The following is a 14,949-nucleotide window of genomic DNA, read 5'->3' as shown; positions in this document are numbered from 1 at the left end:
GCGCATCCCGGGCCGTCCGGACGCGGCAATCCAGACAGGGAGGTACAACATGTCGACCTATGTTCTCGTCCATGGCGCCTGGCATACCGGCGCCGAGTTTGAGCCGGTTGCGGCCGCCATCCGCAAGGCCGGCCATGTCGTCCACACCCCGACCATCAGGGGTAACCGGCCCGGCGACCGGAAGGACTCCGGCCTCGCCGAGGCGATCCAGTCGATCGTGGATTATCTCGCCGAGCATAATCTGAGCGACATCGTGCTGGTCGGCCACAGCTATGGCGGCATGGTCATCACCGGCGTTGCCGACGCCGCCGCGAACCGCATCCGCCGCCTCGTCTACTGGAACGCCTTTGTCCCGAACAATGGCGAATGCCTCAACGACATGGTGCCGCCGCACTATCGCGGCCTGTTCGACGCCATTCATGCCGAGCGGGGCGACGGCTCGGTGGTGCTGCCGTTCCCGATCTGGCGCGAGGCGTTCATCAACGACGCCGATCTCGAGACGGCGCAGCGCGCCTATGACAAGCTCAACCCGCACCCGTTGAAGACCTTCCAGGACAAGATCGCGCTGCGCACCAATCCGGCCGAGATGCCGATCGCAAAGTCCTACGTGAACTGCACGGAGGACACCGCGATGCCGCACAGCCTGCCCTGGCATCCGCGATTGTCGGAGAAGCTCGGGCTGTTCCGCCTGGTCCAGGTGCCGGGCAGCCACGAGCTGTGCTTCTCCAACCCCGAGCGGCTGGCGCAGGCCTTCCTCGACGCCGGCCGCGATTAGCGGCCTCCGTTTCACCTCGCCCCGCGTGCGGGGAGAGGTCGGAACGCATCATTAGATGCGTTCCGGGTGAGGGGGAGTCTCCACAAACGCAGCCATCACCGCAGATGCGGGGACGGCCCCTCACCCCAACCCTCTCCCCGTAAGAACGGGGAGAGGGAGCGCAGCGCCCTTGCTGCTCGCCCCAATCCCGTGATGCTCTACGCCACCGCTCTGTATGCTGGCGCAGTCGCGAGGAAGCGGGCATAGGCGTCGGCGTCCGGCGGCGTGAACTTTTCGACGAGCGGGTTGCGGCGCGACGCCTTGGTGCCGATGTCCGCCAGCAGCTCGTCGAAATGCTTGAAGTGGTACGGCGCGACGCACAGCCCGCCATAGACGCCCGCTGCCGGACGCTCGACGCGCTTGAAGTTCAGCATCATCGCGATGTTGCTATTCATCTCGGCCGCGCTCGGCTGCCGTGCCAGCTGACCGTCGGCGTAGCGCACCAGCCAGTTCGCAGCGAGATCGGCGCACAGCACGGTGCAGAAGCTCGAATTGAAGCCGACGAAGCCCATGTCGGGCAGATCGGGATTGGCGATCAGCCGGTAGAGCCGGTACTGCCCGTCGGGCTCGACCAGCTTGCTCTGATACTCCTCGGGCAGGAACGGCACGCCGAGCTTGTAGCCGATCGCGAGCACCGCGACGTCGGTCGCGACGCGCTGGCCGCCGCTCATCACGATGGTCTTGCCGTCGTAATGGTCGAAGGTACCGCGCACCGCCTTGATCCGGCCGTCGGCGACCATCGGATAGAAGCCGGGGGTTGCGATCGGCACCGAGCAGTTGACACCATCCTCGATCCGCTCCTTCGGCACCATGCCGCATTGCTTCAGCTTGAGCTGCATCTTCAGCATGCTCTCGAGCCCGCGCCAGTTCGCCCACACGAACGGCTTTGCCACGACATGCGCGAGGCGCGCCATCGGCCCGATGCCCCAGCTGGCAAACATCTCCTCCTGGGCGCGGATGTAGAGGATGCGCTTGAAGTTGACGAGGCCGCCGACGAAATAGGGAATCCGCCAGACCGGCTCGCGAAACACGATGGTGACTTCGCTGGCGCCGGAATTGACCGCATTCACCGCGATGTCGGTCGCCGATTTGGAGCCGCCGAGCACCACCACCTTGCGGCCCTTGGCAAGCGTTGGATCGCCGTATTGCGATGAATGCAGGATCTGCCCGCCCTGCGCCTTGAAGCCGTCCTCGCCGGCCAGCGGCAGGGCCTGCGGCTCGTTGAATTGCCCGGTGCAGACCGCGACGAAGTCGAAATCCTCGTGGCCGGTGGCGCCGTCGGTCGAGCGCAGCGCCAGCGTCCAGCCCGGCCTGCCGTCAGTGCGACGCGTCATGGTCTCGACCTTGGTGTCGAACCGCATCGCGCCGTCGAGCCCGTGGCTGCGGGCATAGTCGCGCAAGTAGGCATGAACCTGCGGACCCTTCGGCCATTCCGGATAGGACTCCGGCATCGCCTTGTCGGTGTAGCGATAGAGCTCCTTCGGGCTCTGGGTCTGCACGTCGGGATAGGAGCGCGCCGGCTCCCAAACGCCGCCGAGATCGCCGCTGCGCTCGATGATGGTCACCTTGTGGCCGCGACCGGCAAAGGCCTTGCCGGCGGCGAGCCCGGAAATGCCGGCGCCGATGACGCACACATGCTTCTGCTTGACCATGAAACCGCTCCGAATTGAATGAACAGGTCCAATTTCGTTAAGCGCACGCGTCCCCGTCATCGCCGGAGTCCAGCTCCGGCGATTGCCGCCTCGTGTGCGTATTGTCTGTTTGACCGCCGGGCTAGTCGTTGGCTTCCGGCGGCAGGAAGTCCACCTCGTGCTCGGCGGAGATACGCACCACTTCGGCGGGGTCCTGCAGATTGTGCAGCTTCTCGAACAGCGCCTCGAGCTTCTGCATCGGCGACACCCAGAACAGCGCCCGCGCCGGCTTGTCCGACTTGTTGAAATAGCCGTGCGGGATGCCGCGCGGCATGCGCACGAGGTCGCCGGCCTTGGCCTGCACCCAGACGCCGTCGAGCTTGAGGTCGAGCACGCCTTCCTGCACCAGGATGAACTCGTCCTGGGTCGGGTGGATGTGCACCGGCACGAACTGGCCGGGATCGCTGTTGGTTTCGAACGCGAAGGTCGAGTCGGTGACCGCCTTCGGATAGTAGATTTGGCCCAGGATATTCCAGGTCTTGCCGCCGTAGCCGGTGCCGGTTCGGGTAATGCCTTTTTCGAGCGTGCCCATGTCAGCCTCTCCAGTTTTGATGCGCAGTGCCGGCACGGAGCCTGTCGCCGGCCGGTGAGGCTGTCTAGCCGATAAACGAATCCACACCCGGCACCTTCATGCTGCAATGCGGGAGCATTGCGCCGGCCGGCTGCTGCCCAATGCCGTCGCATCGTCCTGACCGCCGATCAGGCAGATTGCACGACGAAACGGCGTTCCCCTTTGCCGCGGGATGCTCTAGGCTGCCTGATGTTTTAGACCTCAAACAACTCCGGACGGCCGGCGTGACTGCTGTTGGCAAGAAGGTTTCGGCAAGCGCAAATCCGGCAAGCGCAAGGCTCAAGGATTTCGCACGCGTCGCGACGGCGCGCGTCGATGACGCGGCGGAAGCGATCGGCCGCATCTTCTGTCCGCACGATCTGACGCCGGTCGATCATTCCGCGAGCGATTTCTCCGCGCATCACAATTGCGCCGACTTCGACGGCTTCTCCGTCAACTATGTCGCCTATGGCGGATCGGTCGCGATCAATCCCGGCTGCCTCGACCGCTTCTTCCTGCTGCAGATGCCGCTGTCCGGCTCGGCCGCGGTGCGGACCGCCGCGCGCGAGTTCACCACCGGACCACGGCACACGGCCTCGCTGCTGTCGCCGACCATTCCGACCGAGATGACCTGGCGCGGCGACTGCGCTCAGCTGATCTTGCTGCTCGACCGCAAGCTGGTCGAGCATCGCGCCGCGGCGCTTGGCGGCCTGGCGGTGAGGCCGGTCGAGTTCGATCCGGCCGTCGCGCTGAGCGGGCCACTCGGGCAGACGCTCTCGGCCAAGATCGAGCAGCTTGTCACGGCCGCCGAGCAGCTCGGGCCGCGCAAGGCTTTGTCGGCGGTCGCGGCGGCCGATTGGCGCGAGTCGTTTCTCAATGTGCTGCTCAACGAGCAGCGGCACAGCCTGAGTTCGGCGATCGATGTCTTCAACGGCCGCACCGAGGCCCAGCCGGCCGCCTTGAAACGCGTGCGCGCCTATCTGGAGAGCCGCGCGACCGAGCCGATGGACCTCGCCGAGCTCGCGGAGATCGCGGGCACCGGCATCCGCGCGCTGCAACTCGGCTTCCGCCGTCACTTCGGCACCACCGTGTCCGAGATGCTGCTCGACATCCGCCTCGCCCATCTCAACGCCCGCCTCAAGACGGCACGGCCGGGCGAGCGCATCGTCGATATTGCATTCGACCTCGGCTTTACCCATCTGAGCCGGATGGCGAGCGCCTACCGCGCCAAGTTCGGCGAGAGCCCGAAGGCGACCCTGCAGCGGCTGAGCTGAGCGGCAGTTCCGGGCGGCCCGGCCACGCCCTGCCCATCCGGCCAGTATCGCCGTCAGCCGCGACATCCCAGATTGAGGGAAGCCAACGGAGTTTCCCATGACCGAACCGAATATCCTGTCATCGCTGTCATCTGCCCTTGCGGAGACCATTGCACGCGCTGCGCCCGCCATCGTCTCCGTGCATTCGCATCGCGCGCGCGCCTCCGGCTTTGTCTGGAAGGTAGGCCTCGTCGTCACCGCCGACGAAGCGCTGGCCGACGAGGGCGAGATCGAAATCCAGTTCGCCGACGGCAGCCGCAGGCCAGCGACCGTCGTCGGACGCGACCACACCACCGACGTCGCGCTGCTGCGCGTCGAAGGCGACGTTGCCCCCGTCAAGCTCTCGACCGAGAACCCCGCGTTGGGATCGCTCGCGGTGATCGTCGCCGCCGACCGCGGCGCGCCGACCGCGCGGCTCGGCATGGTCGCACTGTCCGGCCCGGCCTGGCGCAGCCTGCGCGGCGGCGAAATCGATGCACGGATCGAGCTCGACGTCCGGCTGCGGCACAGCCAGCAGGGTGGCCTCGCGCTGAACGCCGCGGGCGAGCCGTTCGGCATGGCCGTGCTCGGCCCGCGCCGCGTGCTGACGATCCCGGCTACGACCATCGAGCGGGTCGCAGGCCAGCTCGAGAAGAGCGGCCGCATCGCGCGCGGATATCTTGGCGTCGGATTGCAGCCGGTCCGGCTCGACGATGGCCTCGGCGCGATGGTGATGAACGTCGACAAGGCCGGCCCCTCGGCCGCCGCCGGCATCCGGCAAGGCGACGTGATCATTGCCGTGAATGGCGAGAAGCTGTCCGGCGTGCGCGCGCTGTCGCGCGGCCTCGGACCGCAGAGCGTCGGCACGGTGGTCGAGCTCACCGTGCATCGCGGCGGCGAACCGCTGAAGTTCAAGGTGACAGTCGGCGAGAGGCCCGAGACGTGAGCGGTGAGCCGGCCAACGACATCGTCATCGCGCTCGAGGTCGACGACGCCGTCCTCGCCGACCGGCTGGCGACCCTGCTCGGCAGCGTCGCCGGCCTGCGGCTCGCCGCGCCGGGCGAACAGGCCACGGCGGCGGTCGTCGCACGCAACCGCGAGGCCGCGGGCGCCGGCGACTTCGAGCTGACGCCGCGCGAGCTCGACGTGCTGGCGCTGCTGGCGGAAGGCGCGTCCAACAAGATGATCGCACAGCGGCTCGGGATTTCCGTCCACACCGCCAAGTTTCATGTCGGCTCGCTGCTCGACAAGCTCGACGCCACCGGCCGCACCGACGCCGTCGCCCATGCCGCGCGGCGCGGGGTGATCAATTTGTGATGGGTGGGATGACTGTTGTAGTGACGCTGAGCTGAGATTTCTCCACCCGTCGTTCCTGCGAAAGCAGGGACCCGTACGCTGCGGCGGATGTTGCAGGCAGGACTCGTCATTGTCGTCCTGGCGAAAGCCAGGACCATAACCACCGCATTTGACAGTGAACGAGATCGTGGCCCTAGCGTCGCGCAACATTGCGCACTTGGGGTAATGGGTCCTGGCCTTCGCCAGGACGACTGCGAATCTTCGTGCGCACTCGTCAGTTGCACGCAGCCACTGCACAGCGACCCCAAATCAGTGATTTGGAAAATTCCGCCCTGCGGACACCCGACTCAGTATTCGACCGGATACAGACGCCTTCACGATCTGGCTATGCAATCTTCAGCCAACAAGAAGAAACGGCATGAAGAAGCTGATCGGTCGTCATCGGGACATTCAATACACACTCACCAACATCGAACCCGACCTCTGGGCCTGGTCGTTCGACATCAACGGCAAGACCAAGCAAGGCACCACGCGCGCGCGGCTCGACCTGCTGGCGCGGCGGCGCGTCTGCACGCTGATCGATCGCGAATTGAAACGCGCGGAACGTACCAGGCCCAACGAGCCTGACTGATCGCTCTCCCCGGTGAGGGTCCATTGGACGGGCCGCGCCTATCAGAAATGAAAACTCCCGCAGCGCCGGCTGCGGGAGTTGTTGGCATCGGTGGCCGCGGGGAGGTCCAACCACCGATACCGACATTCGCTGACCCTGGTCAGGCTGTTTTGGCGAACATCGTCAGCACGCCATCGGCAATGTTGATAGCGACGACCTGCGACGAAGTCAGGCCCTTGGCCTTGAGCGCGGAGACCGCCTGCGGTGTCGCGTCAATCGACTTCCGAAGCGACTGGATGTCGTCTTCCTTGGTCTTTGCCATCGCATCCTCGATCTTCGATCGCATTTCGGGCTTGAGGTCCTTGATGTCGACGACCTGTATGCTCCGGATGACAGTGGACTGATCAGATGACTGCGGCGGCGCATTGGGTTGCGTGCCTTGCGCTTGCACCAAGGCGGGCGTTCCGAGGACGAGCGCGGCAACAGTGACGAATGCTGTGAGATTGCGCATGGTCGATTCCTTTTCGAGGTCAGCAAGCGATAAAACCTACGCGCGAAGTTTGGCTGACGTCTGATTTTTCCATGGCCATTCATTGGAGCCAATGCGACCGCAATGCGGGCGTCGAAGCCCGCTCAGCCGCAGCGTCGACGTCCAGCACGTCGGCCCCGGGCGCGATTAACTACAATGCGGTGACGGAAATAGCGATCTCGAACCGTGGTCCGGCATAGCGCCTGTCATCCGGCCCACCCTCGCCGCACCCGACGTTCCAGACCGCCGGCCATGCGAACCGCTCCAGCCCCGTTGCCGATATCGCCGCGCACGACGTCCAGCGCGTGTCACCGCTGCGTCGCCACAGCACGCCGCCCGGTCCCATGTCCGGATAGAAGGCGATGTCGAGGTTGAAATCGCTGTTGGCACCGAGATCGGGACCGATCCAGTAATAGGGACTGCGTCCACGCTCGCGTCCAAGGATCAAGGTGAGCGTCTGATTCGGCCCGCGCAAGCCAAGCCAGAGCGGTGCGATCACGCCGGGCGCGGGCGTGCAGAGCAGCGTTTGTGGCGCGGCGGTTCCCGCGGCGGTGCGGCCCGCCAGTTTCAGCGCGATGACCGCCGCGGGCGCCAATGTCCCCGACAGCGGTGCAGGGCTGGTCCCGCGCGGCAGCGGCGACCACGCGGCCTGGTCCAGCGATGGCAGCGGCCATGCCAGCTGCTCGCGCGCCACACCTTCGGTATCGAGCACCTGATAGCGGAACCCATCCTGATCGAGCGCGGCCTGCACGCAATGCAGATACTCGACGCCTTCGGGCATCCGGTGCGCAGTGCCGGCGCCCGCCGTGCAGACCTGCAGCACACCACGATGAACCTGGACGTCGAATGCGAGAATGTGGCTGCACAGATAGGCGGTGACATCGGCGCGGACGAGGATATCCCAGAAGCGCTCGCGGTATTCGTGGCCGATCTCGCGCTGATAGCTGCCGCTGTAGCCGTTGATGGGGTACACGGGATGATGGCCCAGCACCAGCTTGTGCCTGGCGTCCTTGTGCTGTGCGAGGACCGCTTGCAGCCAGTCGGTCTCGACATGCCCCTCGCCGCCGAGGCCGCTCCACAGCGTGTGCACGAACACCATCACGAGATCGTCGCGGCGAACCCAGTAGGACAGCCCCTCCTGACCGGGCGGGCCGTTGCGCGGCAGCTGCAGCACCTCGCGGAACACCGCCTCGCTCATCTCGTCATAGGTGGTGTGGTTGCCGGTCGTGTGCCACAGCGGCACCGCGCGCCGGTCGAACCAAGACATCTCGACCTCGAACCAATGCCGCCATTGCGCGCGCAGCGCGTCGGCATCGGCGGTGAGGCCGATGATCTCGTCGCCGGGGAACAGAATGAATTCGGGCGCAGGATGCAGCCGGCGCACCACATCGTTCACCGATGCGAAGGTGCGCTCAATGCAGCGCGCCCGGAACGCCCGAGCAGGCATCGGCATAGATCACGAACTGGTGGCCCGAATATCTCGGTAACAGAGCCGGAATTGCATCATCCATGGTCGGACCACGTCCTCGCGAGCCACATCATAAAGGAAGGCAGACTAATCGCTCAAGGCAGACATTCGCAGGCGCAAGGTTGCAGGCAGCCGGGGCTTTTGAGATCGTGTGTCACGCATTGCAGTCGTCCCATGACAAGGAGTTCCGGCGTGGCCATCCTCAAGGACCTCAGCATCGGATTCTACAAGATCCCGCTCCCGGTGGTGCTGAGCGACAGCACGCACGGGGAGATCAAGGCGTTCGAGCTCGTCACGATCCGCGCCCGCGATGCCGACGGCGCCGAAGGCACCGGCTACACCTACACGGTCGGCCGCAATGGCGGCGCCATCGCCGATATCCTGGGCCGCGAAATCACCGAGATCGCGCGCGGGATGGAGGCCGACGACACCGAGCAGCTTTGGCACAAGGTGTGGTGGGCGCTGCATTATGGCGGCCGCGGCGGGCCGGCGGTGCTGGCGCTGTCCGCGCTCGACATCGCGTTGTGGGACCTCAAGGCGCGGCGGGCATCGCTGCCGCTGTGGCGGCTGCTCGGCGGCTTCGACCGTCGCGTGCCCTGCTATGCCGGCGGCATCGACCTCGATCTGCCGCTCGATGGCCTGCTCAAGCAGACCGACGACAATCTTGCCAAGGGCTTTCGCGCCATCAAGATGAAGGTCGGCCGGCCGAGCCTTGCGTCCGACGTGGCGCGCGTGAAGGCGATGCGCGGCCATCTCGGCGACGAGTTTCCGCTGATGGCCGACGCCAACATGAAATGGACCGTCGAAGAAGCGATCCGCGCCGCGCGCGCCCTGCAACCCTTCGACCTGACCTGGATCGAGGAGCCGACGATTCCGGACGACGTCGCGGGACACGCCCGCATCGTGCAGGCCGGCGGCGTGCCGATCGCGGCCGGCGAGAACCTGCGCAGCCTGTGGGAGTTCAAGCCGTATATCGCCGGCGGCGCGCTGTCCTATGCCGAGCCCGACGTCACCAATTGCGGCGGCGTGACCAGCTTCATGAAGATCGCCCGGCTCGCCGAGGCCTTCAATATTCCCGTCACCAGCCATGGCGCGCATGACATCACCGTGCATCTGCTGGCGGCGTGCCCGAACCGGTCGTATCTCGAGGCGCACGGCTTCGGCCTCGACCGCTATATCGAGCACCCGCTGGTTCTGGAGCAGGGCATGGCGATCGCGCCGGATCGCCCGGGGCACGGCATCGCCTTCGACTGGAAAGGCCTGGAGCGGCTCAGCGCCGCCTGACGCAGAAACATTTCTGCACACCAAGACGTGACATTCGGAAAAGCAGGTCTTCCGGCGCGCGCTAGGCGGCGTCGCGACAAGCTGCTAGCGTTTCGCGCTTCAGATTGCCCAAAGAGCGATGAGATCATCGCGCTTTGGCTCATTGTCTGAGCATGATCTTTTCGGAAAACCGCTTCACACTTTTCCGGATCATGCTCTAGCGTTAAGGGATCGGAGCAAATGGACAACCGTAGTGATGTTTGGCGCGGCGTCGACGCGATCAAGCCGCGTTTCATCGAATTGAGCGACCGGGTCTGGGCGATGCCCGAGGTCTGCTACACCGAGGCGCGCTCATCCGCCGAACATCTGGCCGAACTGCGCCATCAGGGTTTTCGCATCACCGAGAACGTCGCCGACATCCCGACCGCGGTGATGGGCGAATGGGGCGAAGGCGGCCCGGTGATCGCCTTCCTCGGCGAGTATGACGCCCTGCCCGGTCTCAGCCAGGAGGCCGGAATCGCCGAGCATCGCCCGGTCGAGAGCGGCGGCCACGGCCATGGCTGCGGACATAATCTGCTCGGCTCCTCCGCGCTGCTCGCCGCGACCGCGGTGAAGGACTGGCTTGCGGCCAACAAGGTGCCGGGCCGCGTGCGCTATTACGGATGTCCTGCCGAGGAAGGCGGCGCGGCAAAGGCCTTCATGGTGCGCTGTGGCGCGTTCGAGGACGCCGACATCGCCATCACCTGGCATCCGCACAGCTTCTGGGAGGTGGCGGTGACGCCGTCGCTCGCCAACACCCGCGCCGATTTCATCTTCACCGGGCGCACCTCGCATGCGGCAGCCTCGCCTCATCTTGGCCGCAGCGCGCTCGATGCGGTGGAATTGATGAATGTCGGCGTCAACTACATGCGCGAGCACATGCCGAGCGACGCGCGGGTGCACTACGCGCTGCTCGACACCGGCGGCATCGCGCCCAACGTGGTGCAGGCCCATGCCCGGGTGCGCTATTCGATCCGCGCCCGCGACCTGCCCGGCATGAACGAGCTGGTCGAGCGCGTGCACAAGATCGCGCAGGGCGCGGCGCTGATGACCGAGACCAAGGTGGAGATGAAGATCATCTCCGCGGTCTCCAACATCCTGCCCAACACGCCGCTGGAACAGACGCTGCACCGGATCATGGAAGAGCTCGGCCCGCCGCATTTCGACGATGCCGACAAGGATTTCGCCGGCAGGATCCGCGCAACCCTGACCGACAAGGACATCGCCTCGGTCTATTACGCGATCGGCATGGAGCCGACCGACCGGCCGCTCGCCGACTTCCTGGTGCCGATCGACGCCAAGCGCAATCCGCTGATCGGCTCGACCGACGTCGGCGACGTCAGCTGGGTGGTGCCGACCGTGCAGGTCCATGCACCGACGGTTGCAATCGGCACGCCGTTCCACACCTGGCAGGTTGTGGCGCAGGGCAAGACGCCGGCCGCGCACAAGGCGATGGTGCAGGCCGCCAAGGCGATGGCCGGCCTCGGCGTCAAGGCGCTGATGGAGCCGGAGCTGATCGCGGCCGCCAAGGCCGACCTCAAGAAGCGGACCACAAGAACGCCCTACGTCAGTCCGCTGCCGGCGAATGTTGCACCGCCGTTGGATATGTCGATCGCCTGAGAGCCGCGTGTGCGGGCCGGACCTGCTCTCCGGGATCAACCAATCGCATATCCCCATCGTCATGGCCGGGCTTGTCCCGGCCAACCACGACTTTCTCACGCGGAAACGGAGACGTGGATGCCCGGCACAAGGCCGGGCATGACGAGTTTGTGGACGGATCGCTTCAGACGCGAACTCCGGCCTGCGTGGCAAAAAAGCATCTCGGAACAAAGGATAACGAACAAATTTTCCGCACTGCGAGGCGCGCAAGGGCGCGCTTTTGGCGCCGATCTGCTGAACCGGTGTGCGGCAAGGGGAGGTTCTGCACAAGCGATAGCCAAAAGACCTAGGCGCTGAAGGGCGGGAGGCGTTGACCTTCGCGGTCATTCGGTGTGCCATCCTGCCGCCAACACGGCGGCCGGTTCCACGGCCCGCCGCAATATCCAATTGAGCCGGACCGAGGGGACAATGTTCGACAGGAATCTGCGTGGCATGATCGACGACGTGAAGGACGGGCGGATGGATCGCCGCGCCTTCGTCAAGCGAATGATTGCCGTCGGCCTTACCGCGCCGATGGCCAACCAGATCCTTGCGATCGGCGGCGTCGCGATGGCGCAGAGCCCGAATCCCTACAAGCCGACCAAGCGCGGCGGTGGCGGTCCGCTGAAGCTGTTGTGGTGGCAGGGCCCCACCCTGCTCAATCCGCACTTCGCCACCGGCACCAAGGACCAGGACGGCTCGCGACTGTTCTACGAACCGCTGGCAAGCTGGGACGTCGACGGCCATCTCAACCCGATCCTCGCCGCCGAAATCCCCTCGATCCAGAACGGCGGGCTTTCCAAAGACGCCAAGTCGGTGGTCTGGAAACTCAAGCCCGGCGTCAAATGGCATGACGGCAAACCCTTCACCGCCGACGACGTCGTGTTCAACTGGGAATATGCCACCGACCCCGCGACCGCAGCCGTCTCGAGCGGGACCTATTCCGGCATGACCGTGGAGAAGGTCGACGACCTCACGGTCCGCATCAAGTTCAAGGATCCGACGCCGTTCTGGGCCAATGCGTTCGTCGGCGCCTATGGCTGCATCATCCCAAAACATCTCTTCGCGGAGTACAAGGGCAGCAAGTCGCGCGAGGCGCCGAACAATCTGAAGCCGGTCGGCACCAGCCCCTACAAGTTCGTCGAGTTCAAGCCGGGCGATCTGGTGCGCGGCGAAATTAATCCCGATTACCACATGCCGAACCGGCCCTATTTCGACACGATCGAAATGAAGGGCGGCGGCGATGCGGTGTCGGCGGCGCGCGCGGTGATCCAGACCGGCGAATATGATTTCGCCTGGAACATCCAGGTCGAGGACGAGGTGCTGCTGCGGCTGGAAAAGGGCGGCAAGGGCAAGACGCTCTATGCCGTCGGCGGCGACATCGAATTCATCGCCATCAACTTCACCGACCCGAACACCGAGGTCGACGGTGAACGCTCGTCGATCAAGACCAAGCATCCGATCCTGTCGGATCCGGCGGTGCGCAAGGCGCTGGCGCTGCTGGTCGACCGCGACTCCGTCAAGAAGGTGATCTACGGCCGCGCCGGCCGCGCCACCGCCAATTATCTCAACGGCCCCGAGGAGTTCGTTTCCAAGAACACCAGATGGGAGTTCTCGGTCGAGAAGGCGAGCGCGCTGCTCGAACAGGCCGGCTGGAAGGTCGGCTCCGACGGCATCCGCGAGAAGGACGGCAAGAAGCTGAAGCTGCTGTACCAGACCTCGATCAACGGCCCGCGGCAGAAGACCCAGGCGATCGTCAAGCAGGCCTGCCAGAAGGCCGGCATCGACGTCGAGCTGAAGTCGGTGGTGGCCTCGGTGTTCTTCTCCTCCGACGTCGCCAACCCCGACACCTACTCCAAGTTCTACGCCGACATCGAGATGTTCCAGATCCCGATGACACAACCCGACCCGGGCCTGCACATGCGCCGCTATCTGTCGCGCAATGTCGCGACCAAGGAGAACAAGTGGCAAGGGCAGAACTTCCCGCGCTGGGTCAACAAGGATTTCGACGCCGCGATCGAGGCGGCCGATACCGAGACCGATCCGATCAAGCGGGCCGAGCTCTACATCAAGTGCAACGATCTGATGTGGCAGGACACGGTGGTGATCCCGGTGATGCACCGCCTCGCGGTGGAAGCCTGCTCCAACACGGTGCGGCCCGCACTCTCCGGCTGGGCCAACCAGACCGACAATCTGCAAGACTGGTATCGTGAAACCTGAGACACGGGGACAGGTTCGGAGTTTGAGTAGGTGCATCTTCTCCCTCTCCCCGTTCTTACGGGGTCGAGACGAGCGGAGCTCGCTCTTGGAGGGTTGGGGTGAGGGGCTCTCTCCGCAAATGCGTTGGAAGGTGAGTTCGTGCAGAGTCCCCCTCACCCGGAATTCAAGCTGTGCTTGAATTCCGACCTCTCCCCGCACGCGCAGGGGTGTCCGGGGAATGATTCACTGTGTCGCGGTGCATGCTCGGCAGGACCGAGGCAAATCGGTCTTTTCTGGTTGTCGAGACACAGAGGGCCGAGCATGCGATATCGCGGTAGCATTTTTGGAAGGCTGCTTGAACCGATCAATCGACGGCAGTTTCAGACGGTTGTGGATCGTCTGGACGGGGATGCCTACGACAAGTCGTTCAGGAGCTGGGATCATCTGGTGGCGCTGATCTATGCCCAGCTTAGCGGCAACAGCAGTCTGCGCGGGGTAGTGACTGGCTTCAACGCCAATTCGCAGCATCACTATCACTTGGGAACCGGCAAGCTGTCGCGCTCGACGTTGTCCGATGCCAATGCCCGCCGTCCGATCGGCATTTTCGCGCAAACCTTTGCGGCGCTGTCGGCGATGGCGCGTCGCCAGCTGCGGAGTGAAGGCATGGAGATGGTGCGTCTGATCGACGCCAGTCCGATCCCGCTCGGCAAGGTCTGCAGTTGGGCGACGTGGAACGGCCGCATCCGCGGCATGAAGCTGCATGTCGTCTACGACCCAAGGAGCGATGTCCCGACCTGCGTCGAGATGACGGCCGCGAACGTCAATGACATCGAGATCGGCCGACAGACCCCAATCCAGCCCGCCACCACCTATGTGTTTGACAAGGGCTATTGCCGTTTCGACTGGTGGCAGAAGATCAATGATAGCAAGGCTTTCTTCGTTACCCGGGCGAAGACGAGCATCCGTCTTCGCTCGCTCAGGCATCGCGCCATCCGCAAGCGTAACGGGGATGGCTTCGAAATCCTTGCCGATGACGAGGTGAAGCTCACCAGCAAGGGCGATTCGCGCCTTCCAATCCCGCTCCGCCGCATCAAGATCAGACGCGAGAAAGGCGGCAAGATCACACTCCTGACCAACGACCTTGCCCGTAGCGCCGTCGAGATCGCCGCCCTCTACAAGAGCCGATGGCAAATCGAGCTGCTGTTCCGCTGGATCAAGCAGCATCTCGATATTCGCAAGTTCCTCGGCGCCAACGACAACGCGATCCGCCTTCAGGTGCTCGCTGCGATGATTGCCTACCTGCTGCTGCGCATCGCCGCTCACACCAACTGCATCAAAATGCTCCCGCTCAGGTTCGCCGAACTCGTCGGCCAGCTCCTGCTCACGCGTCGATCCCTCGCTGCCATCGACAAACCTCCGCCCATCAACCCCAGCCGTCGGAAATCAACCATCTCACCTGACCAGATGGAGCTCCGCTATGCCTGAATTTCCCCGGACACCCCTGCCGCACGCGGGGCGAGGTGAAGCTCGCCTTTCGACTGGAAGCAAGATCAACGTGCT

At 64.8% G+C, this 14,949-nt stretch carries 13 protein-coding genes; 9 read left to right on the top strand and 4 right to left on the bottom strand.

Annotated features, from left to right (window positions below; all coding sequences use genetic code 11):
- Positions 1–49 precede the first annotated feature (49 nt).
- A complete protein-coding gene (locus tag ACVWZM_RS29875) occupies positions 50–775 on the top strand; it encodes an alpha/beta hydrolase (RefSeq protein WP_456855482.1) in 726 nt (241 codons plus the stop codon).
- A 197-nt stretch (positions 776–972) separates the two neighbouring features.
- Here ACVWZM_RS29875 and ACVWZM_RS29870 read toward each other — a convergent pair whose 3' ends face one another.
- Together ACVWZM_RS29870 and ACVWZM_RS29865 are read right to left on the bottom strand one after the other, a co-directional pair.
- Complete coding sequence (locus ACVWZM_RS29870) at positions 973–2,466, bottom strand: flavin-containing monooxygenase (RefSeq protein ID WP_456855481.1); 1,494 nt, start codon at positions 2,464–2,466, stop codon at positions 973–975.
- A gap of 121 nt (positions 2,467–2,587) precedes the next feature.
- Positions 2,588–3,037 carry a cupin domain-containing protein gene (locus ACVWZM_RS29865; protein WP_057019245.1) on the bottom strand — a complete coding sequence of 150 codons (450 nt, stop codon included), beginning with the start codon at positions 3,035–3,037 and terminating at the stop codon, positions 2,588–2,590.
- Positions 3,038–3,300: 263 nt separating this feature from the next.
- On the opposite strand from ACVWZM_RS29865, the gene ACVWZM_RS29860 reads away from it, so the two are divergent.
- The 4 genes from ACVWZM_RS29860 to ACVWZM_RS29845 all read left to right on the top strand — a co-directional run bounded on the left by ACVWZM_RS29860 (position 3,301) and on the right by ACVWZM_RS29845 (position 6,274).
- On the top strand, positions 3,301–4,329 hold the full coding sequence (locus tag ACVWZM_RS29860; protein WP_456855480.1) for an AraC family transcriptional regulator: 1,029 nt from the start codon (positions 3,301–3,303) through the stop codon (positions 4,327–4,329).
- 97 nt (positions 4,330–4,426) lie between these two features.
- A complete protein-coding gene (locus ACVWZM_RS29855) occupies positions 4,427–5,293 on the top strand; it encodes a S1C family serine protease (RefSeq protein WP_253625652.1) in 867 nt (288 codons plus the stop codon).
- Positions 5,290–5,664, top strand: a complete 375-nt coding sequence (locus tag ACVWZM_RS29850; protein ID WP_028342536.1) for a response regulator transcription factor — start codon at positions 5,290–5,292, stop codon at positions 5,662–5,664. The genes ACVWZM_RS29855 and ACVWZM_RS29850 overlap by 4 nt, the downstream gene beginning before the upstream one ends.
- A 397-nt stretch (positions 5,665–6,061) precedes the next feature.
- Complete coding sequence (locus ACVWZM_RS29845; protein WP_168855778.1) at positions 6,062–6,274, top strand: hypothetical protein; 213 nt, start codon at positions 6,062–6,064, stop codon at positions 6,272–6,274.
- Between the two features lie 139 nt (positions 6,275–6,413).
- On the opposite strand, the gene ACVWZM_RS29840 is transcribed toward ACVWZM_RS29845, so the two are convergent.
- Together ACVWZM_RS29840 and ACVWZM_RS29835 are read right to left on the bottom strand one after the other, a co-directional pair.
- Complete coding sequence (locus tag ACVWZM_RS29840) at positions 6,414–6,764, bottom strand: hypothetical protein (RefSeq protein WP_057019241.1); 351 nt, start codon at positions 6,762–6,764, stop codon at positions 6,414–6,416.
- 169 nt (positions 6,765–6,933) lie between these two features.
- Positions 6,934–8,169, bottom strand: coding sequence for a metallophosphoesterase family protein (locus ACVWZM_RS29835; RefSeq protein WP_456855479.1), 1,236 nt, complete (start codon positions 8,167–8,169; stop codon positions 6,934–6,936).
- 273 nt (positions 8,170–8,442) lie between these two features.
- Here ACVWZM_RS29835 and ACVWZM_RS29830 point away from each other — a divergent pair, with 273 nt between their 5' ends.
- The 4 genes from ACVWZM_RS29830 (at position 8,443) to ACVWZM_RS29815 (ending at position 14,874) form a co-directional block, all read left to right on the top strand.
- Positions 8,443–9,534 (top strand): mandelate racemase/muconate lactonizing enzyme family protein, encoded by a 1,092-nt coding sequence (locus ACVWZM_RS29830; RefSeq protein ID WP_076830666.1) that lies wholly within the window; start codon positions 8,443–8,445, stop codon positions 9,532–9,534.
- A 219-nt stretch (positions 9,535–9,753) separates the two neighbouring features.
- Positions 9,754–11,172: a M20 family metallopeptidase gene (locus tag ACVWZM_RS29825; RefSeq protein ID WP_057019239.1), complete on the top strand. Its 1,419-nt coding sequence runs from the start codon at positions 9,754–9,756 to the stop codon at positions 11,170–11,172.
- A 447-nt stretch (positions 11,173–11,619) separates the two neighbouring features.
- Positions 11,620–13,410, top strand: coding sequence for a peptide ABC transporter substrate-binding protein (locus ACVWZM_RS29820; protein WP_057019238.1), 1,791 nt, complete (start codon positions 11,620–11,622; stop codon positions 13,408–13,410).
- 300 nt (positions 13,411–13,710) lie between these two features.
- Entirely contained in the window at positions 13,711–14,874 is a 1,164-nt protein-coding gene (locus ACVWZM_RS29815) for an IS4 family transposase (RefSeq protein WP_057015126.1), read from the top strand.
- Positions 14,875–14,949: the final 75 nt, after the last annotated feature.

This window comes from Bradyrhizobium sp. USDA 4501 (assembly GCF_054062115.1).
The sequence above is the reverse complement of the archived record's forward strand: the minus strand, read 5'-3'. Positions and strand labels throughout refer to the sequence as shown.